This is a genomic window from Methylophilus sp. OH31, assembly GCF_000576615.1.
Lineage (GTDB): Bacteria > Pseudomonadota > Gammaproteobacteria > Burkholderiales > Methylophilaceae > Methylophilus.
The window spans coordinates 64,322-87,501 of record NZ_BAUS01000012.1 but is presented as its reverse complement, the minus strand read 5'-3'; the positions used below and the strand labels follow the sequence as shown (position 1 = coordinate 87,501).

Annotated in this window: 25 protein-coding genes; 5 read left to right on the top strand and 20 right to left on the bottom strand. The window is 51.0% G+C overall.

Annotated elements, in window-relative coordinates:
* The 3 genes from flgJ to flgL all read left to right on the top strand — a co-directional run bounded on the left by flgJ (window position 1) and on the right by flgL (window position 3,772).
* Window positions 1–1,086: a flagellar assembly peptidoglycan hydrolase FlgJ gene (gene flgJ / locus OH31_RS13320; RefSeq protein ID WP_024931113.1), complete on the top strand. Its 1,086-nt coding sequence runs from the start codon at window positions 1–3 to the stop codon at window positions 1,084–1,086.
* Window positions 1,087–1,192: 106 nt separating this feature from the next.
* A complete protein-coding gene (flgK, locus tag OH31_RS13315; protein WP_024931112.1) occupies window positions 1,193–2,845 on the top strand; it encodes a flagellar hook-associated protein FlgK in 1,653 nt (550 codons plus the stop codon).
* A gap of 21 nt (window positions 2,846–2,866) precedes the next feature.
* Complete coding sequence (gene flgL, locus OH31_RS13310; protein ID WP_024931111.1) at window positions 2,867–3,772, top strand: flagellar hook-associated protein FlgL; 906 nt, start codon at window positions 2,867–2,869, stop codon at window positions 3,770–3,772.
* Between the two features lie 44 nt (window positions 3,773–3,816).
* Here the strand turns inward: flgL and fliR are convergent, their stop codons facing one another.
* The 13 genes from fliR to fliF all read right to left on the bottom strand — a co-directional run bounded on the left by fliR (window position 3,817) and on the right by fliF (window position 15,459).
* Window positions 3,817–4,584 carry a flagellar biosynthetic protein FliR gene (gene fliR / locus OH31_RS13305; protein WP_019882537.1) on the bottom strand — a complete coding sequence of 256 codons (768 nt, stop codon included), beginning with the start codon at window positions 4,582–4,584 and terminating at the stop codon, window positions 3,817–3,819.
* A gap of 12 nt (window positions 4,585–4,596) precedes the next feature.
* Window positions 4,597–4,866, bottom strand: coding sequence for a flagellar biosynthesis protein FliQ (gene fliQ / locus OH31_RS13300; RefSeq protein WP_019882538.1), 270 nt, complete (start codon window positions 4,864–4,866; stop codon window positions 4,597–4,599).
* A gap of 44 nt (window positions 4,867–4,910) precedes the next feature.
* Entirely contained in the window at window positions 4,911–5,678 is a 768-nt protein-coding gene (gene fliP, locus OH31_RS13295) for a flagellar type III secretion system pore protein FliP (protein ID WP_024931110.1), read from the bottom strand.
* A gap of 113 nt (window positions 5,679–5,791) precedes the next feature.
* Entirely contained in the window at window positions 5,792–6,292 is a 501-nt protein-coding gene (gene fliO, locus OH31_RS13290; RefSeq protein ID WP_024931109.1) for a flagellar biosynthetic protein FliO, read from the bottom strand.
* A gap of 33 nt (window positions 6,293–6,325) precedes the next feature.
* A complete protein-coding gene (gene fliN / locus OH31_RS13285; protein ID WP_019882541.1) occupies window positions 6,326–6,811 on the bottom strand; it encodes a flagellar motor switch protein FliN in 486 nt (161 codons plus the stop codon).
* Window positions 6,811–7,812, bottom strand: a complete 1,002-nt coding sequence (gene fliM / locus OH31_RS13280) for a flagellar motor switch protein FliM (RefSeq protein ID WP_019882542.1) — start codon at window positions 7,810–7,812, stop codon at window positions 6,811–6,813. Before fliM ends, fliN begins: the two co-directional genes overlap by 1 nt.
* Window positions 7,813–7,845: 33 nt before the next feature.
* Window positions 7,846–8,436 carry a flagellar basal body-associated FliL family protein gene (locus OH31_RS13275; protein WP_024931108.1) on the bottom strand — a complete coding sequence of 197 codons (591 nt, stop codon included), beginning with the start codon at window positions 8,434–8,436 and terminating at the stop codon, window positions 7,846–7,848.
* A gap of 146 nt (window positions 8,437–8,582) precedes the next feature.
* Window positions 8,583–9,980, bottom strand: coding sequence for a flagellar hook-length control protein FliK (locus tag OH31_RS13270; protein ID WP_024931107.1), 1,398 nt, complete (start codon window positions 9,978–9,980; stop codon window positions 8,583–8,585).
* 25 nt (window positions 9,981–10,005) lie between these two features.
* Window positions 10,006–10,452, bottom strand: a complete 447-nt coding sequence (fliJ, locus tag OH31_RS13265) for a flagellar export protein FliJ (RefSeq protein ID WP_019882545.1) — start codon at window positions 10,450–10,452, stop codon at window positions 10,006–10,008.
* Window positions 10,453–10,470: 18 nt separating this feature from the next.
* A complete protein-coding gene (gene fliI / locus OH31_RS13260) occupies window positions 10,471–11,913 on the bottom strand; it encodes a flagellar protein export ATPase FliI (protein ID WP_201768577.1) in 1,443 nt (480 codons plus the stop codon).
* A 137-nt stretch (window positions 11,914–12,050) separates the two neighbouring features.
* Window positions 12,051–12,719 carry a flagellar assembly protein FliH gene (locus tag OH31_RS13255; RefSeq protein ID WP_019882547.1) on the bottom strand — a complete coding sequence of 223 codons (669 nt, stop codon included), beginning with the start codon at window positions 12,717–12,719 and terminating at the stop codon, window positions 12,051–12,053.
* Between the two features lie 25 nt (window positions 12,720–12,744).
* On the bottom strand, window positions 12,745–13,743 hold the full coding sequence (gene fliG / locus OH31_RS13250; protein WP_024931105.1) for a flagellar motor switch protein FliG: 999 nt from the start codon (window positions 13,741–13,743) through the stop codon (window positions 12,745–12,747).
* A 3-nt stretch (window positions 13,744–13,746) separates the two neighbouring features.
* Complete coding sequence (fliF, locus tag OH31_RS13245; RefSeq protein WP_024931104.1) at window positions 13,747–15,459, bottom strand: flagellar basal-body MS-ring/collar protein FliF; 1,713 nt, start codon at window positions 15,457–15,459, stop codon at window positions 13,747–13,749.
* Window positions 15,460–15,725: 266 nt separating this feature from the next.
* Between fliF and fliE the strand changes: the two genes are divergently transcribed.
* Entirely contained in the window at window positions 15,726–16,091 is a 366-nt protein-coding gene (fliE, locus tag OH31_RS13240) for a flagellar hook-basal body complex protein FliE (protein WP_019882550.1), read from the top strand.
* Window positions 16,092–16,115: 24 nt separating this feature from the next.
* On the opposite strand, the gene OH31_RS13235 is transcribed toward fliE, so the two are convergent.
* The 7 genes from OH31_RS13235 to OH31_RS13200 form a co-directional block, all read right to left on the bottom strand.
* Window positions 16,116–16,406, bottom strand: a complete 291-nt coding sequence (locus OH31_RS13235; RefSeq protein WP_024931103.1) for an EscU/YscU/HrcU family type III secretion system export apparatus switch protein — start codon at window positions 16,404–16,406, stop codon at window positions 16,116–16,118.
* Window positions 16,393–17,532, bottom strand: coding sequence for a flagellar hook-length control protein FliK (locus OH31_RS13230; RefSeq protein ID WP_024931102.1), 1,140 nt, complete (start codon window positions 17,530–17,532; stop codon window positions 16,393–16,395). Before OH31_RS13230 ends, OH31_RS13235 begins: the two co-directional genes overlap by 14 nt.
* Window positions 17,533–17,865, bottom strand: coding sequence for a flagellar protein FliT (locus tag OH31_RS13225; RefSeq protein ID WP_019882553.1), 333 nt, complete (start codon window positions 17,863–17,865; stop codon window positions 17,533–17,535).
* A 1-nt stretch (window position 17,866) separates the two neighbouring features.
* Window positions 17,867–18,370, bottom strand: a complete 504-nt coding sequence (fliS, locus tag OH31_RS13220) for a flagellar export chaperone FliS (RefSeq protein WP_024931101.1) — start codon at window positions 18,368–18,370, stop codon at window positions 17,867–17,869.
* 81 nt (window positions 18,371–18,451) lie between these two features.
* Window positions 18,452–20,131, bottom strand: a complete 1,680-nt coding sequence (fliD, locus tag OH31_RS13215) for a flagellar filament capping protein FliD (RefSeq protein ID WP_024931100.1) — start codon at window positions 20,129–20,131, stop codon at window positions 18,452–18,454.
* A 33-nt stretch (window positions 20,132–20,164) separates the two neighbouring features.
* On the bottom strand, window positions 20,165–20,509 hold the full coding sequence (locus OH31_RS14525; RefSeq protein WP_019882556.1) for a flagellar protein FlaG: 345 nt from the start codon (window positions 20,507–20,509) through the stop codon (window positions 20,165–20,167).
* Window positions 20,510–20,581: 72 nt separating this feature from the next.
* On the bottom strand, window positions 20,582–21,379 hold the full coding sequence (locus OH31_RS13200; protein WP_024931098.1) for a flagellin: 798 nt from the start codon (window positions 21,377–21,379) through the stop codon (window positions 20,582–20,584).
* Window positions 21,380–21,870: 491 nt separating this feature from the next.
* On the opposite strand from OH31_RS13200, the gene aepX reads away from it, so the two are divergent.
* A complete protein-coding gene (gene aepX / locus OH31_RS13195; protein ID WP_024931097.1) occupies window positions 21,871–23,169 on the top strand; it encodes a phosphoenolpyruvate mutase in 1,299 nt (432 codons plus the stop codon).
* The last annotated feature ends 11 nt before the right edge of the window (window positions 23,170–23,180 follow it).

The following is a 23,180-nucleotide window of genomic DNA, read 5'->3' as shown; positions in this document are numbered from 1 at the left end:
ATGCAACCACGTGTCGATCCTACTACGCAAAGCCTGGCTATTGATGCTAACTCGCTCAATAGCCTGAAGCGCGCCAATAACGATTCGCCAGAGGCGATTCGGGCAGTGGCACGCCAGTTTGAAGCCGTGCTGATGAACATGATGTTAAAAAGCATGCGTGAGACCGTGCCGCAAGATGGCATCACCGATAGCGAACAAGGCAAGATGTTCATGGGCATGCTGGACCAGCAACTGAGCACCAACCTCAGCCAGAAGGGCATGGGGCTGACTGATGTGCTGGTCAGGCAATTAAGCAAGTTCAGCCAAAAGCCGGGCGATGCGACCGATGGCAGTAAAGACAGCAAATCTTCTGGCAAACTCGATAGCAGTGCTGCCCTGCCCCACACCAGCCAAACCAACCAACTAACAAGCAATAGCAATGGTAAAGCCGTGCTGGCGCAAGCCGCACAAAAAATCCGTGAGGCTTACCAGCAGTGGGAAGCCACTGACAGTACTTCCGATAGCAATACCGATACTGCCTGGGCACGCGGGATTCCGGAACTGCCGCCACTGGTTGAAGAAACCCAGGCCAACGTCCAGAGCTTTACCCTGCCGCAAGCGCCATTAGCCACGGCCATGCGTGAAGTGGCAGGTAAAACCCAACAATTCATCCAGAGCATGTTGCCACATGCACAAGCAGCCAGCAGTACTTCTGGCATTCCAGCTAAATTCATGATTGGCCAGGCCGCCCTCGAAAGCGGCTGGGGCAAACATGAAATTAAAACGGACAATGGTGTGAACAGCCATAACCTGTTTGGTATCAAGGCTGATGCCAACTGGAAAGGCAAAGTCGCAAGCAGCACTACCACCGAATACATCAATGGCGTCAAGCAGACCCGCGTGGAGAAATTCCGTGCTTACGATAGCTACAGTGATGCCTTCAAGGATTACGCCAAACTGATTTCACAGAATCCGCGCTACCAGCAAGCCATGAGTAACACCCATGATGCCAGTGCGTATGCCAATGCATTGCAACGCGCAGGCTATGCCACCGATCCGCAATATGGCAAAAAACTGACGCAAGTGATCAAGAATTTACAAGGCTAAGCAGACGCAACCCTAAAGAAACAAAAAAAACTGCCGATAGGCTACTTAACCACACTTTAAAGTCGTGTCTGACTCTCTGCAGGGGGCTGACACATGAGGAAATCACATGTCAAATGTACTCAGCATTGGTAAAAGCGCCCTCAATGCCGCGCAAATAGGCATTGCCACTGTTGGCCACAACATTGCCAACGCCTCTACCGCAGGCTATAACCGCCAGGTAGTCGTACAAGCTGCCGCCGAAGCGCAAAACTTTGGCTATGGCTATGTCGGCCAGGGCACCAATGTGGTCGGGATCCAGCGTGTGTACAACGAGACGCTGGCCAAACAGCTGATCAATGCAACCTCTACCGCCAATGCCAGCGGTGCCTATTACAGCAATATCAGCCAGGTCAACGGCTTGTTATCAGACAGTACCGCCGGGTTAAACCCGGTGATTACCAGTTTTTTCAGCGCGGTGAGTGCCGCTGCGGCCAACCCTAGCGATACAGCCACGCGCCAGACCCTGATTTCTTCTGCCCAATCGATGGTCAACCGCTTTAATGCGGTGAACACGCAACTGGATCAAATGCGGGAGAGCATTAATACCCAAATTACAGCCAGTGTAGATACCATTAATAGTTATTCGTCACAAATCGCTAACCTAAACGACACTATCAGCAAAGCCATTAATGCGACGGGCAATGTACCTAATGACTTGATGGACCAACGTGACCAGTTGGTGGCAAAACTCAGTGAACAAGTGAAAACCACCGTCATCAAGCAGGATGATGGGTCCTACAACGTATTTGCCGGTAGCGGTATGCCTCTGGTCGTCGGTACGACGCAGTATTCGCTTTATACTCGCGCCAGTGATACCGACCCCTCACGCGTAGAGGTGGCTTACGGCAACCCGGACAGTCCAAAAATCCTGAGTTCAGACACGCTGTCTGGCGGCACCCTGGGCGGAGTCTTGCAGTTCAGGAGCGAAACCCTGGATGCGGTGCAAAGCCAGGTGGGCCAATTGGCAATCACGCTGGCCAGCCAGTTTAATGCCCAACAAACCCAGGGCTATGATTTAAATGGCGTATTGGGTACCAACCTGTTTAATGTGGGCGCACCGACCGCCATCAGCAGCGCTTATAACACCGATCCGACCAAAGCCGCCTCGGCCTCCATTGTGGATGCCAGCCTGCTGACCAGCAGTGACTACACGGTTAAATATAACAGTGGCCAATACACGATTACGCGCCTCAGCGATAAATCCGTTATGTGGCAAGGTGCCTCACTGCCTGCTACCGTCGACGGCATGCAAATTGATGTCAATACCAGCACACCGACAGAAGGCGACTCCTACCTGATCAAACCGACGCAGTATGCTGCGGGTCAATTGTCACTGGCGTTTACCAACGTTGACAAACTGGCGCTGGCTGGCTCAGCCACCGGTGGCCCGAACGACAACGAAAACGGTCTCAAACTGGCGGCTTTGCAAACTGGCGCCAATGTGCGTGTGGCAGGCAGCAGTACTAACAGAACCTACGCGCAAGCCTTTGCACAAATGGTGAGCGCGGTGGGCACAAAAACCAACGAGCTCAGCATTACCAGCAAGGCCGATGCCACTGCCCTGGAAAATGCAACCAGTGCCATGCAGTCAGAGTCAGGCGTCAACCTGGATGAAGAAGCGACAGATTTGTTGCGTTACCAGCAAGCCTATCAGGCAGCAGGCAAAATGATGCAAATCGCCAGTCAGCTGTTTGAAGTGTTGCTGCAGCTAGGTCAATAAGTTTTTGAAGGATAGGCCATCATGAGAATCAGTACCAATACCATCTATCAATCTGGCACCAACCAGTTAATGAATCTGCAATCAGACTTGAACAAGCTGAGCATTCAAACTGCGACCGGTAAACGCGTCAACTCGCCAGCAGACGATCCGGTGGCAGCGGCACGTATCCTCGAGCTCAATACAGCCAAAGACCAGAACGCAAATTACACCAGCACGCGTAAAACAGCAGAAACCCTGCTGCAAACCTACGAAGCCAACCTGAGCAGTGTGACCGACACCATACAGTCGATCCAATCATCACTGATTGCTGCCGGTAATGGTGCTTATACCGATGCTGAACGTGCCAAGCTGGCCAATGAATTGCAAGGTAGCCTGGATACGCTGAAGGGCTTGGCAAACACCAAAGACTCGCAAGGCAATTACATGTATTCCGGCTATGCCTCGTCTACGGTGCCTTTTGATGGTAACTATGACTTTGTCGCCAGCTCAGACCGCACCAAGTTGCAGATTGATGTGCAAAGCCAGTTGCCAGTGACCTTCACCGGCGACCAGGTATTTGGTGCCAATGGCGACAATGTATTCACCAACTTGCAGGATATCATTGCGCTGTTAAAAACACCGATCACGGACAGCACCACTCAGGCGACATTTAATACCGGCCTGGCCACCAGTATCGATAAGATGAAAGGTTCATTGAATTCGGTATTGGATGCGCGTTCAGAAATCGGTAGTAGCCTGAATTTACTGGATACCTTGAACACGACTGGCGATAGCCTGGATCTGCAATACGATGCGTCTATTTCAACGCTGCAAGATCTGGATTATGCGCAGGCCTTGTCTGATATTTCCAAGAAAACCACCATCTTGCAGGCCGCACAAAAAGCATTTGTGGCCACGTCGAATATCTCGCTATTTAGCCTGATTTAAGCGGTGAAGGCCTTGCAAGCACACGGGCCTGGCCTGGCACTGCTCTAGCGCAGCACTTGCAACATCAGTTGCTGCGCATCAACCAGCCAGCGACTGACGGGGCTGACCAGAGAAGGCAGGCTTAATAATGTCATCAAAAAGCCGACTGAAATCGTAATTGGGAAACCAATACCGAAAATATTGAATTGCGGTGCTGCCTTGGTTAACACGCCCAAGGCCATGTTGGTAATCAGCAGGCTGGCAACCACCGGCAATGACAGCAACAAGCCTTGTGAAAAAATATGGCCGCCCAGGCTTGCAATGGCCTGGCTATTCAACTGCCAGTGCTCCATACCGATCGGCATGGTTTCAAAACTTTGCAGCATGACCGCGACCACAATTAAATGACCGTCCAGGCTCAAAAACACCAACAGCGCCAGCATGGTCAGAAACTGGCCGACGGCAATCGTTTGGCCATGTGCCTGCGGATCATAAAAACTGGCAAAGCCTAGCCCCATACTCATCCCCATCATAAAGCCGGCCATTTCGACTGCTGTAAACAGCAGCCGCATGACAAAACCCATGCTGATACCAATCAGAAACTGGGCTAGTAATGACAATAAGCCTTGCCAGGAAAGCACTTCAATGGGCGGCACCTGGATCGCAGGCACAATGGCCAGCGTAACCACAAAGCCAATAGCCAGTTTGATGCGTTTGGGAATAGCTGGATGGCTGAACAGCGGAACGACAGTGAGGCAGCCTAGTACCCGTGTGAGTGGCCACAGCAGCTGAACAATCCACAATTGCAGATCTGAAGCATGGATGGTCAGCATGTGATCAGGCGCTTAGTTCACCAATTGCGGAATCATGGTGAAAATATGGTGCATATAATCCACCATGGTCATCAGCATCCAGTGGCCTGCCAGTAACAGCACCGCCATGACGCCAACCAGCTTGGGGATAAATGACAAGGTTTGTTCGTTGATTTGCGTGGCAGCCTGAAAAATACTCACAATCAAGCCGATCATCAGCGCAGTGCCCAACACCGGCGCGGCCACCATCAACGTGGTCTGCATCGCTTCACTGCCTATGGTCAATACCTGTTCCGGACTCATGGTTTACTCCTGAAAATGAATATGTGCCTATTTAAATCAAAAGGTTAAATCACAAAGCTTTGCGCCAGCGAGCCGATAATCAGCTGCCAGCCGTCAACCAGCACAAACAGCATGAGCTTAAACGGCAGCGACACAATTGCCGGTGAGACCATCATCATGCCCATGGCCATCAAGATACTGGCCACTACCATATCGATAATCAAAAACGGGATATAAATGGCAAAGCCAATCTGGAAGGCTGTTTTGAGTTCACTGGTCATAAAAGCAGGCACCAGTATCCGCAGTGGTACTTCTTCCGGCGTTTGAATCGCTTCTGTATGTGCCATATTGGCAAACATGGCCAGGTCATTCTCGCGGGTTTGTTTGAGCATAAAGCCTTTGAGTGGCAACACGCCGCGCTCTAACGCTTCCTGCATGGTGATTTTGCTTTCAGACAAAGGCTGGTAAGCGTCGGTATAAATCTTGTCGAACACCGGGCCCATGACAAAAAAGGTAATAAACAGTGCCAGGCCAATCAATACCTGGTTGGAGGGTGCAGACTGAGTCCCCAATGCCTGGCGCAGTAAAGACAACACGATTACGATGCGCGTAAAGCCGGTCATCATCAGCATCGCGGCCGGGATAAACGTCAACGAGGTGAGTAAAATCAGGGTTTGCAGGCTCAGTGTATAGTCCTGGCCACCGCCTGCTCCAGGGCTGACCGTACCAATCGGTAATCCGCCAGCCGCGCACGACAATAGCGGGAAACCAAGCAGCAAGCCGACCGGCAGCAACAAGGACAATATAGACTTTAACACTGAAAAAACACGCATGTGTATGGCACCCGAAACTTGCTTGCAACTGCGCACGGCAGACACAAGGCTATCAATAAGTTAGGGCTATAGTACGCCCGACCAGGCTAAATCAAAGGTCGGAAATGAGCGACTCAAGGCTTGTTTTTGAGGGATTTGACTGTTTGCTGCAACGTCGCTTGCATGGCTTGTTGCAAACGCACAGCAAAAGAAGCTTGTGGATCAATACCAGAAGCCGGGGACTGAGCAGCACTTGCGCCCTCTTCCACTGAGGACTCCGTCGCAGGTGGGGCGACTTCGCCGAGGGCGGTCATTTGGCCTGCATTGATGCCCACTACCAGCCAGCGGCCAGCCACTTCAAGCACCACCACACGCTCCCTGGGGCTTAGCTGCAAACCACCGACTTGTTTAATCACACCGCGCTGAGCCATGGTTTGCCCAGGCATCACGCGCCGTAACAACCAGGCAATTGCTGCGATCACCAGCAAGACAATCACCGTGCCATACACCATACGGCCTAGGCTATCACTCGCACTCGGTGCTGCTGCGACAGTCGCCGCAGGCACAACGGCCCACGCCACGCCGGTAACCAGGCTGCTAAACAAGGCGATCAACAACTGGCTGATAATTTTCATGACACTCTAAATAAAAAGGCATTTTAAAAACAATTAACGATTCAGTTTGCGAATACGCTCGGCCGGGGTAATGATATCGGTTAAGCGAATACCAAACTTGTCATTCACCACCACCACCTCACCTTGGGCAATCAGGCAGCCATTGACCAGCACATCCATCGGTTCACCCGCCATGCCGTCCAGTTCAACCACAGAGCCCTGTGCCAGTTGCAACAGGTTCTTGATCGAAATTTTGGTGCGGCCTAGCTCAACGGTCAGTTGTACCGGGATGTCCAGAATGAAGTCGATATCATTCTGCGTGCCTTCCAGTTTATTGTTGCTGCTAAACTCGTTAAAGACAGCCGTCTTGCTGGTTGGCTCCTGCAACGCCGAAGACTCAGCCTGGGTTTGCTCAGCCAAGGCTGCTCCCCAGTCATCTTCCGCAATCGTCTGCACATCACCGGGATCAGACACTCCCATGGCAGCCATCGCTGCATTCATATCATCATCTGCACTATTAGTGGCGGGATCCATAGCCATTATGACTCTCCTTGCAATTGCTCCTGACTACCGTCAGCGCGAATTAACTTTTCAACCTTGAGGGCGTATTGCCCGTTAAATACTCCATAACGACACTCCATCACCGGAATGTTGTCAATTTGTCCTTCGATGCTGTCACTGATATTAATCGGGATCACATCGCCTTCTTTCAGCTCCAGCAAGTCTGCCACCGTCAATTTACGCGTGGCCAGATTAGCGACAATCTCGACTTCTGCGGCTTGAATTTGCTGCGTCATCAATTTGACCCAACGCTTATCGCCGCCCAGGTTTTCGCCTTGCAACGGTGATGTCAGCAGGTCTTTAATCGGCTCAACCATGGAATAAGGCACGCAAAAATGCATTTCGCCACTATTCGGGCCCAGCTCAATATTGAAAGTAATGGCCACTACCACCTCATTCGGCGTGGCGATATTGGCAAACTGCGTATTCATTTCTGAACGCAGGTACTCAAACTTGATCGGATATACCGGTGCCCAAGCCTTTTCATACGATTCGAACATGATGCCCAGGATGCGCTGGATAATGCGCTGTTCGGTCGCGGTAAAATCACGGCCTTCGACGCGGGTGTGAAAGCGGCCATCGCCGCCAAACATATTGTCCACCACCAAAAACACCAGGGTAGGATCTATCACGAGCACACCGGTGCCGCGTAAGGGACTAATGTGAATCAGGTTGAGATTGGTAGGTACCACCAGGTTACGGATAAAGTCGGTATATTTGATAATCCTGACTGGCCCGACCGAGACTTCAACGGTGCGGCGCAGAAAGTTGAACAGTTCAACACGCAATAAACGCGCATAGCGCTCATTAATCATTTCCAGCGTGGCCATGCGGCCGCGCACGATCCGTTCTTGCGTGGCCAGGTTGTAGTTACGAACGCTAGCATCGTCTTTACCAGACGATTCACTCTCGTCATCGCCGTCTACGCCTTTGAGCAGCGCATCAATTTCGTCTTGTGATAAAAACTTGTCAGCTGACATGATGACTCACTTTAAACTACCGGGCTCATAACATTACTGAATCACGAACGAGGTAAATAATACCTGGGTGACTTTCAGTGGCTTACCGTGTGCAGCGAGCGGTTTTTTCAGTTCAACCAGCAACTCTTGACTCAGTTGTGCTTTGCCTTCCGGCGTAGAAATATCGGAAGCTTTTTTGCTGGTGAGCAATAACAGTACGCGGTTACGCAAGGCAGGCATCTGTGCTTTCATTTTTTCTGCCAGCTCAGCGCCTTTCACTTCCATGGTCAAATCGAGCTGCAGGAACTTGTCATCCGGGTCTGGTAACAAATTCACCGTAAATGTTTCAAATGGCACATAAGTCAAAGCCGTTTTCGGATCAGCATGACCACCAGACTCTTCTGGCGCTTCCTCTTCTGCAGACTCCTCGCTAATTGCTTCGCCCTCAGCATCTTCGGCGTGCTCAGCCTTATCGCCCGCCTTGCCTTTTGCCTGATGCGCTTCTGGTTTCTTCATCAAAAAGAATGCGGCAGCACCGCCACCGGCAGCTAATGTCAGCACGACGGCCAATATCAAAATGAGTTTTTTCTTGGATTTTGGCGCCGCTTCTGCGGCACCAGCTGCTTTCGCCGGTTCTTGAGCCATGACACAAACCTTTCTTACATTAAACCTAGAGTGTTTATGGTGTCATTATGCGCAAAACAGCGCGCTGGAGATTGACGGATAAAAGGGTTAAATCAGCGTTTAATCGAAATTTATACCCACTGGCAGGCAGATTGCCTGCCCGCAGTTTAAACAAAGGTGTCAACCAGGCCACGTGCGACCGTGGTTTTAATGGCTTGCGGCGCAAGCACAGCGTCCGTTTCGCCTGCTGCGCCCGATGACTGACCACCTTGGCGTGACGTTTGTTGCTCAAAATGCTGTTGCGCCTGCTGACCATCACCGACAAAGGTTTGGCCCAACTGCAAGCCTTGTGACTGCATGCGTTCACGCAAATCCTGCATGCCATCTTCCAATGCCTGACGGACCAGCGGGTTATCAGTAATAAAGCTGGTATTCACAGACTGGTTATCCACTTTCAGCACGACTTGAATGGGACCCAAGTCGGGTGGTGACAAGGTCAGGCTGGCCACATCGTCGCCACTGCCTACCATATTCATCACATGCTGGTTCATGGCGGTTTGCCAGCGCTCATTGCCAAACGGCGCCGCAATTTGCGACATCGCCACAGAGCTGCTTTGCGCCACACCAGCCGCATTCAGCCATGTGCTATTGGATAAGGCTTGCGCCGCTGGCTGCTGTGGTAAATTCAATATATCGGCTTGTGCATCCGCCCCACGCATCTCATTAAAAGCCTGCGTTGTACGCCCTGCTTCGCCTGTCGCCTCTGCCATTAATTTAGCATTGACCAAGGTTTCAGAAATACCAGGTGACTCTTTAGCCGTTTCAGCCTGTGCATTGCCAGCCAGCAATTGTTTGAAATCGGCGGCCTGATCATCCTGCTCTACATTCACAGCAGGCCCGGTCGGTATCTGTGCAAGTGTGGTTTTAGCCGTTGCCTCAGTTTCCAGTGGCAAAGCCAAGGCATTGCCATCAACAGCAGGCAATTGCTCGCTATCTACTGTCACGGTAGCACCATCGGTACTCAATTCAGCTTTAGGCTGGCTATCGGTTTGTGCTGTGGTTGGACGCATGGCAATCATGGTTTGCATCCACGGCGAAATGCCTGGTGGCAGTTGATCATTCGCGGCCAGGTCTGCCAATAAACGTTTTTTGCGCTCTTGCGCTGTTTCAATCACGTCGGCAGGGTCTTTTGTATTGCTGGTCGTTGCGGACGCAGCAGTCTCTTCAGTGCTGGCTGCTGCTTCAGCACTCGTATGTTCGTCGCTGCTATCAGCCGCGGTCTTTTGTGGGCTGTCTTCTGACTTGACCGTATTGTTTGGTGCAGCTGGCGCTTTTTCTGCTGTCGCGGATTTTGTCGGCTCAGGTTTAGGTGCATCGACCTTATCTGTCGCCTTATTGGCAGTAGGGATCACAGGCTTGCTACTTTGCTGCATTTGCTTGCGCAACGCCTGTGCAAACTCATCAGAACCATTGCTCTGTGCGTCTTGTGACACCTGATTGGCTGATGCTGTTTTCACGGCATCGGCCCCCATATTCAGTAAAGTTGCGGAATTCAAAAACGCCATATGACTCTCCCGGTCAACATTTGTTTTACAGACGCGTGCGCTTGGCACGGCTTGCAAACTCATCCATCAGTTTCTGATCACGCTTGCCCTCTGCTTTTGCTTGCATCGTTGCTGCTCGCGTCATCAGAACTTCAAAGGACTTTTGTTTGCGCTGTTTTTCCTGCAATAGCTGTCGTTTTTGCAGGACATTCGCCTGACATTGTTCGATTTGAGCATTTTGACTGCGCACGGCCAATTCCAATTGCGAGAAAAAGCCCTGAAAATTGCGGTATAAATCGGCTTTGAGGCCTTTTTGTGATGCCAACTGCCATTGCTGCTCATACTCTTGCTGATATTGTTCCAGCATGGTGCGCTGCTGTTGTGCCTGTTCAAGCAGTTGCATGGCTTGCGCCAGGTCTTGCATGGCAGCGTCCACCTCGTCTGTCGCCAGTTGAATCAGCAGTGTCAGCGTTTGTGTCGACTGTTTGGCCATAGCGTATTACAGATGGCCTCAGGAAATGGTTTGCACCAATTGCTGCAAACAGGCTTGCATATAGGCACTTTCATCAATGTCCTGCTGCAAAAATGCATTGATCTGGTCACGCTTTTTAATCGCCACATCCAGCATAGGATCAGAGCCTGGCTGGTAAGCACCAACGGCAATCAAGTCCTGATTACGCAAATAACGCGAATATAACTGCTTGAGCAAACGTGCGGCCTGCTGATGTTCCTTACTGGTGATGTTGTGCATGGCACGGCTGATCGACTGTTCAATATCAATCGCCGGATAATGCCCGCTCTCAGCCAGGGTACGGTTAAGTACGATATGGCCATCGAGAATGGCACGTGCAGAATCGGCAATCGGATCCTGCTGGTCATCCCCTTCGGTCAGCACGGTATAAAAAGCGGTAATTGAACCCTCGCCCCTGGCGCCGTTACCGGTACGCTCAACCAGCGCAGGTAATTTGGCAAACACTGAAGGTGGATAGCCTTTGGTGGCTGGTGGTTCACCAATCGCCAAGGCGATTTCACGTTGCGCCATGGCATAGCGTGTCAGTGAATCCATGATTAACAATACGTTTTTGCCTTGCTGGCGAAAGCGCTCGGCAATCGCAGTGGCGTAATTGGCCCCTTGCAAACGCATCAGTGCCGAAACGTCTGCCGGGGCAGCCACCACCACTGAGCGTGCCAGGCCTTCTGGCCCTAAAATCTGTTCAATAAACTCTTGTACTTCGCGGCCCCGCTCACCAATCAGGCCAACCACAATCACATCGGCGGTAGTGTAACGCGCCATCATGCCCAGCAATACGCTTTTACCCACACCAGAACCCGCAAACAGGCCCAAGCGTTGCCCGCGACCAACAGTTAACATGGCATTGATTGCACGTACGCCTACATCCAGCGTATCCTCAATCGGTGCGCGCATCAGCGGGTTAATCACACGCCCACTTAACGGCGCCATGACTTCAGTGGAGATCGGGCCCAGGTTATCCAGCGGATTACCCGCAGCATCAACCACGCGGCCGAGCAAACCATCGCCTACCGGAAAATGACGTGCACGGTCTTGTGCACGACGGCGTGGCGGGCGACCAAATTGCGGTTTAGGCAAGGTCTCGGTGACTTCCATACTGAATACTTTGGCGCCAGGCACGACACCATCAACGGCTGACTGTGGCATTAACAGCAAGTTTTCGCCATCAAAACCAACCACTTCGGCTTCAACGCGGCCGCCATCTTGCAGCGGAATAAAACAGGCGCCGCCAATCGGCATTTTGATACCGGTTGCAACCATGATCAGGCCGGTGACTTTGACGATACGTCCAGCCACTTCCAGTGGTTCAACCAAATGAATCAGTTCTCTACAATCTTTGAGGTAACTTTGCCAACGCTGGTTATGCACATTGGGTGGCAAGTCCTGTTCGGCAGGCGCGGCAATTTCTGCCTGGTCTGCCATGACATTGGCATCTGCGGTTGGCGTCACATCCGCATCATTAACCAAGTCTTCTGCCAACACTGGGCTGGCATCTACGGCGCTATTAGGGTCTGTCATGCTTGCATCAATCACAATCGCTGCTCAATAGGCTGCACACATTATTCATTGCTAGCGACAGGTTTATGCCAGTCATCCACGCGTGACAAGCCTTGCACCAGGCGTTTCCAGCGCATTTCATTGCTGGCATCAATCTGGTTTTCTGCGGTTTCCACCAGGCAGCCACCACGCTCAATCTGGCTATCCTCAACCAGTTGCCAGCCTTGTTCTTTCAATTGCTCACCAATATGGGCACGCAGTACTTTGGCATCTTCATGATGCACGATTAACCTGGCAGGCTGTTTGACTTGTGGCAGGTAATGCATGGCATCGAGTACCACAGGAATCACCGCTTGCGGATCCACCTGCAATTTGGTTTTCATCATGGCTTTTGCCAGGTCCAGCGCCAGGCTCAACACAGACTCGGCCACGCTGACATCCTGCATGGCCAATGCCTGTTGGAAGCTGGCAGCCATTTGCGACAATTGCTGGCGCTCAGTGTCAATTTGCGACTGGGCATGTGTCATGCCATCGCCGTAACCGGTTTTAAAGCCCTCTTCATAAGCTTCTTGCCTGACCTGCTTCAGAATCTGGCTGACCGTGCGTGCATTTTCCTCGGCCTGCTCGCGTTCACGTTTAACACGCTCACTGGAGATGGAATCATCAAAGCTGGCCATCTCCCAGCGTTGATAGGCGCTCATTTGTTCTTTTGGAATTGCAGAAGCTACCATGAGACACTTTCCTTATATCATGCGTTTATAGATATTGCTCACTGTCGCCTTTGCCAGCCAGCATGATCTGACCTTCATCTGACAAGCGACGGATAATTTGCAATATTTGTTTCTGCTGGCCTTCAACCTCTGACAGCTTGACTGGCCCACGGCTTTCCAGGTCTTCACGCATCATGTCAGCCGCTCTGGAAGACATATTGCGGAAGAATTTTTCTTTCATTTCATCTGAGGTGCCTTTCAGAGCCACGATAAGCATGTCTGACTGTACTTCACGCAGCAGCACCTGAATGCCTCTGTCATCGATCTCCATGATGTTGTCAAACACAAACATCTGATCCATGATTTGCTGCGCCATATTGTCATCGTAGCTTTTAAGGCCATCCATCAGTTTGGCCTCATGTTCGCCACTAATGTAGTTCATGATCTCGGCGGCAGTTTTGACGCCACCGATCGCCTGCCGCTTAATGTTGTCATTACCGGCCAGCATTTTCAGCATGCCTTCATTCAACTCTCTCAACGCGGTTGGTTTGATACTGTCCAGCGTGGCAATACGCAAAATCACGTCCTGGCGCAAACGCTCGGTAAAATGCCCCAAAATTTCTGCGGACTGTTCTGCCTCCAGATGAGACAAAATGGTGGCAATAATCTGTGGATGCTCGTTCTTGATAAAATCCGCCACACTAAAGGCATCCATCCACTTCAGGCTTTCTATGCCCGCCGCATCTTGTGATTGCGGAATACGGTTCAGCAAGTTGGACGCTTTGTCGTCACCAAAAGCTTTGATCAGCACCGAGCGAATATAGCTGTCCGAATCGAGGCCGAAATCACTGCTGCTGGCAAAGTCCAGCATGAACTTTTCCAGCACCTGCTCAACCTCTTCGCGTGGCACTGGCTTCATCGACGCCATGACAATCCCTAGGCGCTGCACCTCTTTCGGTGACAAATGCTTCATCACTTCAGCCGCCTCGTCTTCACCGAGCGCCAGCATCAAGATTGCACTTCTGGTTAATCCCTGGTCACTCATGCACTACTTCTCCGCGGAGGTCCAGCTGGACACAACATTAGCCACCATACGTGGGTTATCTTTCGCTACCTGTTTTGCCGCCTGCAGGGTCTGGTCCAGACCACTTGGTAATGCTGTCGCATCACCACTCAAGGTCACCAACGTATCATCCCCTTCTGCACCGGTGGCGCCTGCAATAGGCAGTCCGTCAGGGCCGGTCAGTGCGGCAGCACCTGCAGCCAGCGCTTGCTCTTTCTTGTCAGCACCTGTCAGTTTGTTGGCCATTGGTTTGAGCAGTTTTTTGTAAACCATCATCAACACAATCACCCCTGCCAGGAAACGCAAGGCATCTTTACCATACTCGATCACCAGTGGGTCTTTCCACAATGGTGGCTCCACCAGTTTGTCCTGTGCTTCAGCAATAAACGGGGTGTTGACGACAGAAATCGTATCGCCACGCTCTTTGTTAAAACCCATGGCCTGCATGGCGAGGTCACTCACTTGCTGCTTCTCGGCATTGCTCAAGGCACGATAAGTCGTTTTACCAGTGCTATCAACCACAGGGATATGATTCACCACCACCGCTACGTGCAGGCGCTTGATACCGCCTTTGGCTTGCTGGATGTAGCTGACTGTTTTGTCCAGCTCGTAGTTGGTCGTGTTATCTTTTTGCGTATTTTGTGGTGGTGCTGGTGGCGCAGCAGGTGGCGCATTTTCACCTGGCGCTTGCGCACCCGGGGCATTAATCGGTGCAGTAGACTCACCTGGTGGCTGGTTAGACAAGGCACCAGGCACTGCGCCATTACTGCCGCTGGCATTTTGTGACTCATGGCTTTGCGCACTGCGAATCGCCATGTCATCAGGTTTGGTATTGGGTTTGTAAGACTCGTTGGCTTGCTCAGTCATCGAGAAGTCAATCTCCGCACTGGTTTCAGCGTGCACATTTTTGGCACCAACAATAGGGGTAATAATCGACTCCACGCGGCGGGCAATGCTGTTCTGCATATTTTCCACGTAAGCCATTTGCTCTGGATCCAGGCCGTTTTGTTTGACCTTGTTGGTCGTGTCAGACAGCAAATTACCGTTCTGGTCGACCACAGTCACATGGTCTGCAGACAAGTTAGGCACGCTACTGGCGACCAGATGAACCACCGCAGCGACTTGCTGACCGTCCAGGCGACGACCATTATGCAGGTTTAATAACACGGAAGCCGTTGGGTATTGTTGCTCGCGCACGAATACGCTTGGTTTTGGAATCGCTAAATGGATACGGGCGGCCTGCACAGCAGAAATGGACTGGATGCTACGTTCGAGCTCGCCTTCCAGGCCACGCTGGAAGTTGACTTGTTCAACAAACTGCGACACACCAAACTTCTGGTTTTCCAGTAATTCGAAACCGATATTGCCGCCTTTTGGCAAGCCTTGTGCGGCTAATTTCAAACGCACCTGATGCACCTGGTCAGCAGGGACCAAAATCGCATTGCCGCCTTCAGCAAACTGATAAGGGACACTTAACTTGTCGAGCTCAGCGACAATGGCACCACCATCTTTATCGGCAAAGTTGGAGAACAACACACGGTAATCCGGCTTCTGACTCCACAGCCAGAACACAATCATCACGGCAACCACGGCCGCAATGCCTGCGACCAATAGCAGCTTCTGTCCGAGTTGACCAAACATATTCGGTGTACCGTTGGACTCACCAGTTGATGTAAGTAAGGCAGCGTCAGCAGCCATCTGAACCTCCATGTTTACTACCGCAGGCTTTCTGAATTTAGCGCCCGATCCGGGTTGGCTGACTCAAAAACACCTTTTTGAACTCGAATGCGTTTTAAGGACACACTCACATGGATCACATTATGCGCTTACTGTTTATTTTCAAATTGGCAAATAAGACGGATTAATGTTGCCTATTTTACAAAGCACCCGGTAGCACAGAATGCTAAAGTGTCTACCATGACAATTAAGGGCTTAATCTGCCCAGACGATGAAAGGAGCCCACCATGAACGCAGGCGGTATTGATGCACAACGCATCTCGTCCATGCTGGCACAATTGCGTGCTGCCGCTCAAAAACCTGAAGGTTTGGGTAGCGCGGCCATCGCAAATCCAGTGCAGAAAACCAATGCAGCGGCCCCGACCAGCCAGGTAAGCTTTAGCGATGCATTGAAAGCTTCACTGGACCAGGTCAACAATATGCAACTGCAATCAGAAAAACTGGGGCAGGACTTTGCCATGGGTAATGACAATGTCAGCCTGTCTGATGTCATGATTTCTGGCCAGAAAGCCAATATCGCTTTCCAGGCAACGGTGCAGGTGCGTAATAAGCTGGTCACCGCCTACCAGGACATGATGAACATGCAAGTCTAAAGCGGCATATCCTGCTTCAACTGCCTACACAGCAGGCGGTTCCCGCGTTTCACCCTGCTCTAATTGATATAACCATGCCAGTATCTCGGCGATCGCCTGATACAACTGCGGCGGAATATGGGCATCCAGTTCTACCTGCATCAACAGGCCCAATAAGGCCTGTGACTCATGCACATACACCTCGTGTTCTTTCGCCAGCGCAATAATGCGCTCAGCCAGCAAACCATTGCCTTTGGCAACCACGCGTGGCGCCAGGTCACCGGCTTCATAAGCCAGGGCAACAGCAGACTGCGTATACAGTTTATCCTGCTGCATACTGCCGCCTGTCTTGCGCTGTGTCATCCTGGCTAATCTGTAAAGACTCCAGTTTTAAACCCGCAGACTGCAAACTCATGGCCAACTGGCTACGGCCAGACTGCATCTCTTTCAAAGTCTTGGCATCCTCCGTTTCAACACGTACGCTGAAACGTCCGTTAACCATGGTGATCTTGACTGACACCTCACCCAGGCGCGGCAAATGCAAGGTCAGGTCGCTCTGCAAACTGTTCAACACCGGCTCGTCTGACGAATGGGCCGAGTTCTCCTGCTCATTCACTTGCCATTGCATGGTTTGCCCTGGCCACACCTCGCCATGCCACACGACGCGCTGCTGTTCCAGCACCTGCAACTGCTGCGCGACCATCTCGGGCGGCACCAGGCCGGGTTTGTTTTGTGGCTCCTGCAATAACTGGTGCCAGGGCCGGCTCCCCAGTGTGGCTTCTTTCAGGTGCGACTCATAAAACAGGCCAGAGCTATCCAGCGCATGTTTCAGGTCTTGTGCCAGTACTTGTGGTTTTTGCGGGCTATGACTGACCACGGTTTGTGCTTGCAAAGCGGTGGTTTGTTGCTGAAATTCAGACGAACTTAGCCAGCGTTGCAAATGCTTGGCCGGGCTACTTAGCTCAACCAGGCTGGCTTGGCCAGCCGCTGTTTTCACCATGTCCTGCAGATGCTCGCCATGATCGGACTGCGACATATCTGTCAGCAAGGCGGTCTCAGCCAAGCGCACTGTGCCGGTGTTGGCCTGGCTATTGCCTGGCTGCACCCCCCATTTCACTTGCGGCAGGATCTCTTTGCCTGCACCTTGCTGCGCCAGGCCCATAAACTGCATATGCAGGGTTTGCTGTTGTGCCAGGTGGGCAGGCAGCTGCATCTGTACCGTTGTTGGTGCTTGATTAGGAAGTTGGATTTGAACCTTGAACTGTGCCAGTTCTGAGGCTTTGGCGGCCCCTGTTTCTTTTTGCAGAATCAGGCCGGTAAACTGCATGCCAGGCCGCATGCGCTCCCATAAAGGGGCTTCAGACTGCGTGCCTTCGACCGGCATGATCGAAGAAACTGCACGCAAGTTCTCTGTTTCACTCGCGATAATACGTTGTGAGAGAACTTGCGGAATCGGTAACATCTATATCACGTCCGGGGGGATGCGCGCATGTAGTTGCGCATCAAAGATCATATCGGTGATGCGGTGCATGACCGGATAGAGCAAATTTCTGATTTCACCATCATCAGCCAAAATCTTTTGCACCAAGGCCTGCTTACGGGCATTGAGTTCTGGTGTCAGTGCCTGAGACTCCAGACGCATGGTTTGCTCCAGGCTTTTGACCACTTCGAGTTTGAGCATATAAGACTGCTCCAGCTCGGTGACTTTTTCCCAGGCATCCTTGCGTGCCGCAATCAGCATCTGCTCCATCAGTTTTGCGGCAGATTCGTAAGTATTAATCAGTGCTTGTGACATCTTAGGCTCCGGCAGTGGCCAAACGGTTAACTTGCCCCATCTGTTGCAATTCATTTGTTTTCTGGGCGACCATCTGGCCCAAAGACATATCTGCTTGCACTGGACGCGCCATGGCTGACTTTTCCAGTGTTTCCCACGCGCTCTTTAATTCCATCAGTAAATGTTGAATTTCTTGTACTTTTTTCGCATCCTGACGCACGCTGGCTTCCATCAGCGTACGTGTCATGTATTGATAAAGCTGATCCAGATTTTGTGCAATGTTGCCACCGGCACGCTTGTCCAGGCAGGCACGTAAGCCGCTATCGACGATAGTCACTGCTTGTGTCAGGTACTCGCCTTTTTTGGCAATATCGTGCTGTGCCATCGCTTGCTGGGCATGAATGCAGGCTGAAATTGCACCGTCATACAGCATGACGATCAGTTTCAACGGGCTGGCATCCACCACACCGGTTTCCAACCCTACGCTTGCATAAGCATTAACACCTAATTTTTTCATCCCGAACATTTTTGACTCCTGAATTCTGCTTTAAAGCGTATGGTTTACGATAATTTGCCAGCCGCTCGCTACAGACATCTACCGCTTCAACTAACTGTTAGCGCTAATCGCGGCCAGTTGTGAAGTCAGGTTACTGCTGGTGCTCTGTAAGCTACTGAGCAGTGCATCCAGTTTTGCGTACTGGGCGCGGTAACGTGCTTCAATTGCAGGCAGCTTGGCACTTATATCATCGGCCTTTTTGTTCAAATCTTTAATGGAACTTGAAATACCATCTGTTTTTGTGGTCAATGCGCCTTCGCTATCCAGCCAGCCGTCCAGCAAGCTGCTGAGCTCCCCTGCCAGGCCCTTGCTGAAGGTCACCGTGCCACGACTGCCAGTCGCAGTGCCTGTGACGCTCAATTGCAGGCCATAACTGGCATTACCGCTGGCGCCAGTCAGAATAGAGCCGGTCGTAATCGCCGTCACACCATTGATCGTGCCGTTGGCATTCACCCCATTACCGCCTAATTGCGTGATATTCACCGCATAGGTACCCGAGGCCGTGTCATCCTTGCTACTGACAAAAGTCACTTGCGGATCGGTGGACGTCGCCGATGGTGAAAACAGCTTTGCCACATCACTAACGTTATTGGTGACAGCTTTTTGCAATTTAGTGCTATCCAGCGACAAGGATCCATCAGAGCCCATGGTGACCCCAATGTCGGTCAACGTTTTATAGGTTGTGGCCGTGGGCGAGGATGCGGACAACATGGATTTCAATTTGACCATGATGTTGCGTGCCGTCGAATCACCGAGTAAGGCCCCATTGGAGCTAGACCCTGCCGATACGAACTTGGTCAGGTTGCGCATGCTAGTATTCAATGCGTTATAAGCATCGACAAAGCTTTGTACCGAGGCTTGTATCGTATCGGTATCGGTGCTGACACTTAGCGTATTGCTGGCCGAAGTGACCGACTTCAACGTCAGAGTCACCCCCTGGATTACATCAGACACCGTGTTGCTGGATTTACTGATGCTCATGCCATCCACGGTCAGCAAGGCATTCTTCGCCGCCGTCATTTGCGTCATATTATTGCTGCTGGCCAAGGGATCGTAGGCTAATGCAGACAGCCCGCCAGTATCCGTATTGTTACCATCATCATCTGCCACCGATATTTTGAGGCTATTCACCTCGCCGGTATCTTTAGACGTAATCACCAGGCGATTGCCAGTACCATCATTGACAATAGAGGCCGAGACCGACGCATTTTTTGCATTGATCGCATCACGGATGCCTGCCAGCGTATTGTTGCTGCTGGTGATATCGATGGTGATATCGGACTTATCGCCATTGGCTGTAAATGAAGCAGGCGTCGCGCCAGCTGCTGCCGTATAGGTACCAAAAGAGATCGTAATTTTGCCGGTGCCGACGATGTCGGTGGCACTGCTATAAGCCGAAGTGGCCAGTTTTTGTGAAGTCGCCAGCTGGCTGACCGTCACATTGTAGTTACCGAGAACGGCTGTGCCATTCGCGGTTGCGCTGATACTGGTGCTGTCACTGGCGGTGACGGCTTGCGCATTAAACTTGGCTGCGGTAGCCAGTTTATCAACGGCCGTTTGAAAAGTGCTTAAGCCGCTTTTCAGCGTGCTGTACGCGGAGAGCTTGGTATTGTAAGACGATATTTTGGTTTTAATATCGGTAATGGGTTGCTGTTCCGCCTGCATCTGCGCCGTGACTAATGAGTCAATAGGCAGGCCAGATGCGCCAGTAGAGGATACAATCGATGCCATTTCTTAATCTCCCAACCGAATTAAAACGCAATATCAGGCTGTCTGTCGTACCACCAGCCCGCGTAATTTATCCAGCGTTTTACTGATGGCCAACACCTCTTCATTGGGAATTTGGCGTAATACCTTTTGTGTTTCGGTATCCACCACTTTCACAATGATGCGGTCGCTGTCATCATCGATAGAAAACTCTATCGTTTGTAACGCTGGTGCTACATACTCATTTAACTTTTTGACTGCACCGCTAATCGCAGCTTTGTCATTCACATCGGCCGTCACTTTATCCGCAGCTGATTCAGCATATTTCACCAGTTTCAAACTACTGGCTGCCTGTACACCCTGCAAACTGCCACCTACACCATTTATAGATGAGTCACTCATGATGTTGCTCCTTTTACCTAGGCCAAATCCACAGGGTCTAGGCCTGTGGATTTAGCGTTACCGTGTGATGTATTAACCTCTCAGCAATGTCATCACTTGGTTAGGCAACTGGTTCGCTTGAGCCAGCATCGCAGTACCAGCTTGTTGCAGAATCTGTGCACGTGTCATCTTGGCTGTTTCTGAAGCGAAGTCAGCATCAGTGATACGTGACTTGGCAGCAGACATGTTCTCAGACGCTACGCCCAGGTTGCTTACTACTGAAGCAAAACGGTTTTGGTAAGCACCCAATGTCGCACGGCTAGTGTTTACAGCAGTCAATTGTGCGTCAATCGCAGTAATCGCATCTGATGCAGCATCTGCTGAAGACAGGGAACCAGACAGAGAAGCCGCTGAAACAGAAGACACGCTAATGGTATCGCCACTGTCTGCACCAATCTGGAAGTTGTAACCTGCACCGAATGCTGCCTGGCCGTTAAACTTGGTCGCTGTACTCAAGCGAGTCAATTCTGACTTCAGTTGAGAAAATTCTGTATCCAGGTTTGCACGGTCACCAGAGCTGTAAGAACCGTTGGCTGCCTGTACAGCCAGTTCACGCATACGTTGTAATGAGTCAGTTGCGCTGCTCAAACCACCTTCTGCAGTTTGCAAGAAAGAGATCGCATCGTTAGCGTTACGTGTTGCAACATCCATACCGCGAACTTGTGAGTCCATACGTGTTGCAATCGCCATACCAGCCGCATCATCTTTAGCGCTGTTAATACGCAGACCAGAAGACAAGCGTTGAATAGAAGTATTCAGGCTGCTTTGTGAAGCGTTTAAGTTACGTTGTGCATTCAAGGATGCCAAGTTGGTGTTAATTACTGAAGCCATGTTAAATCTCCTTTAGAGTCGTATACCCAGTTAAGTGTCAAATCGTCATGTTACTTTCAACGTTGATCGCTATTTACCACTTAATGTTTGCTATCTAGCGTTGTTAGTTGTGTTATCGACCGCTTGCGAAATTTCTTTAATACTTCTTGCAAATTTCTTTTTTCGATCAATCATGCACTTGAAACTATTTACGACCCCTCCACCAAAATCTTTAGCCTTCTATCAAGAACTGCACAAAATTGTTTATACCAATCTATTTTATAAAAAGATGCGTCGTGACCATTAACCGAGCTAAATAGAGAATCTGTCTTAATTCTGCTTTTAAAGCACACCGCTTTCAGAGCCTGTTCATGACCGCTGTATCACACAAGATATAAGGCCGGTTTTCCGCGTTTATCTGCAAATCATTCTTAGGCATTGCCAACGATAATCAGGCTATCCAATTCGCATACCTTATATAAGGTATCCAAAAGACTACGAAGGAGTTTTGCATGGCATCCGTTTATGTAGGTATGACCGTAGACATTCTGCACCATGGCCATATCAATATTATTGAGCAGGCCAGAAAGTACGGCGACGTCACCATCGGCCTGTTATCAGACGCAGCGGTCGCAGACCATAAACGCCTGCCCTACCTGACGTATGAGCAACGCAAACAGATCGTCGAGAATATTCGCGGTGTGGTCAATGTAGTGCCGCAAGAAGAATGGGACTATGCGCCCAACCTGCTTAAATACAAACCAGACATCATGGTGCATGGCGACGACTGGCTGGAAGGCCCGCTGGTGCCCTACCGTGACCGTGCGCGTGCCGCATTGGCCGAGTATGGCGGCCACCTGATCGAGATTCCTTATACACGTGGCGTGTCTTCGAATGAAATGCTCGGCCAGATCCAGGCCCTGGGTACCACGCCGGATATCCGCCGCCGTACCTTGAAGAGATTGCTGACGGTGAAACCGATTTCACGTTTTATTGAGGCGCATAATCCGATCTCTGCCCTCATTGCCGAACATGTGACGGCGCAACGTAATGGCAAAATTTGCCAGTTCGACGGTTTCTGGTCCAGTTCACTGACCGACTCTACCGCACGCGGCAAACCAGATATTGAAGCGGTTGAAATCAACAGCCGCCTGTCTAATATTAATGACATCTTTGATGTCACCACCAAACCTTTAATTATGGATGCCGATACCGGCGGCAAACTGGAGCACTTTGAACTCAATGTGCGCAGCATGGAACGCCTGGGTATTTCCGCCACCATTATTGAAGACAAAATTGGTTTAAAAAAGAATTCCTTATTTGGTAACGAAGTGCCGCAGTTGCAGGACGAGATTGAGCCCTTCTGCGAAAAAATCATGGCAGGCCGTGCTGCACGTGTGAGTGATGACTTTATGGTGATTGCGCGTATCGAAAGCCTGATCCTGGAAAAAGGCATTGCCGATGCAGTTAAACGCGCACAAGCTTACGTAGGCGCGGGCGTCGATGGCATCATGATCCACAGCCGCCAGAAAGCACCGGACGAAGTGTTTGAGTTTGCCAAAATTTTCAAATCCGAATTCCCAACCATTCCCTTAGTCTGCGTCCCCACCAGTTACAACAAAGTGACTGAGGAAGAACTGGCCGCACACGGCTTTAACCTGGTGATTTATGCCAACCATATGATGCGTGCCGCCTATCCGGCCATGCAGAATGCCGCCATGGAAATCCTCAAAAATGGTAGGACCGCAGAAATTGAAGCCAGCCTGATGTCGATTAACGATGTGCTGGAACTGATTCCAGGCACTAAATAACCGTAACCAGA

Coding starts and splice junctions, on each gene's coding strand:
- fliI (WP_201768577.1), bottom strand. CDS start 11,913: ATGGCAGACCAGGCAGAAATTGCCGCGCCTGCCGAACAGGACTTGCCA.
- fliD (WP_024931100.1), bottom strand. CDS start 20,131: ATGGCATCGATTGTATCCTCTACTGGCGCATCTGGCCTGCCTATTGAC.
- fliM (WP_019882542.1), bottom strand. CDS start 7,812: ATGTCAGCTGACAAGTTTTTATCACAAGACGAAATTGATGCGCTGCTC.
- fliP (WP_024931110.1), bottom strand. CDS start 5,678: ATGCGTGTTTTTTCAGTGTTAAAGTCTATATTGTCCTTGTTGCTGCCG.
- fliQ (WP_019882538.1), bottom strand. CDS start 4,866: ATGAGTCCGGAACAGGTATTGACCATAGGCAGTGAAGCGATGCAGACC.
- fliG (WP_024931105.1), bottom strand. CDS start 13,743: ATGAGTGACCAGGGATTAACCAGAAGTGCAATCTTGATGCTGGCGCTC.
- OH31_RS13255 (WP_019882547.1), bottom strand. CDS start 12,719: ATGGTAGCTTCTGCAATTCCAAAAGAACAAATGAGCGCCTATCAACGC.
- flgL (WP_024931111.1), top strand. CDS start 2,867: ATGAGAATCAGTACCAATACCATCTATCAATCTGGCACCAACCAGTTA.
- fliS (WP_024931101.1), bottom strand. CDS start 18,370: ATGTTCGGGATGAAAAAATTAGGTGTTAATGCTTATGCAAGCGTAGGG.
- OH31_RS13270 (WP_024931107.1), bottom strand. CDS start 9,980: ATGGCGTTTTTGAATTCCGCAACTTTACTGAATATGGGGGCCGATGCC.
- fliN (WP_019882541.1), bottom strand. CDS start 6,811: ATGGCTATGGATCCCGCCACTAATAGTGCAGATGATGATATGAATGCA.
- flgK (WP_024931112.1), top strand. CDS start 1,193: ATGTCAAATGTACTCAGCATTGGTAAAAGCGCCCTCAATGCCGCGCAA.
- flgJ (WP_024931113.1), top strand. CDS start 1: ATGCAACCACGTGTCGATCCTACTACGCAAAGCCTGGCTATTGATGCT.
- OH31_RS13275 (WP_024931108.1), bottom strand. CDS start 8,436: ATGGCTCAAGAACCGGCGAAAGCAGCTGGTGCCGCAGAAGCGGCGCCA.
- fliO (WP_024931109.1), bottom strand. CDS start 6,292: ATGAAAATTATCAGCCAGTTGTTGATCGCCTTGTTTAGCAGCCTGGTT.
- fliJ (WP_019882545.1), bottom strand. CDS start 10,452: ATGGCCAAACAGTCGACACAAACGCTGACACTGCTGATTCAACTGGCG.
- OH31_RS13225 (WP_019882553.1), bottom strand. CDS start 17,865: ATGTCACAAGCACTGATTAATACTTACGAATCTGCCGCAAAACTGATG.
- aepX (WP_024931097.1), top strand. CDS start 21,871: ATGGCATCCGTTTATGTAGGTATGACCGTAGACATTCTGCACCATGGC.
- fliF (WP_024931104.1), bottom strand. CDS start 15,459: ATGGCTGCTGACGCTGCCTTACTTACATCAACTGGTGAGTCCAACGGT.
- fliE (WP_019882550.1), top strand. CDS start 15,726: ATGAACGCAGGCGGTATTGATGCACAACGCATCTCGTCCATGCTGGCA.
- OH31_RS13230 (WP_024931102.1), bottom strand. CDS start 17,532: ATGTTACCGATTCCGCAAGTTCTCTCACAACGTATTATCGCGAGTGAA.
- fliR (WP_019882537.1), bottom strand. CDS start 4,584: ATGCTGACCATCCATGCTTCAGATCTGCAATTGTGGATTGTTCAGCTG.
- OH31_RS13200 (WP_024931098.1), bottom strand. CDS start 21,379: ATGGCTTCAGTAATTAACACCAACTTGGCATCCTTGAATGCACAACGT.
- OH31_RS14525 (WP_019882556.1), bottom strand. CDS start 20,509: ATGAGTGACTCATCTATAAATGGTGTAGGTGGCAGTTTGCAGGGTGTA.
- OH31_RS13235 (WP_024931103.1), bottom strand. CDS start 16,406: ATGCAGCAGGATAAACTGTATACGCAGTCTGCTGTTGCCCTGGCTTAT.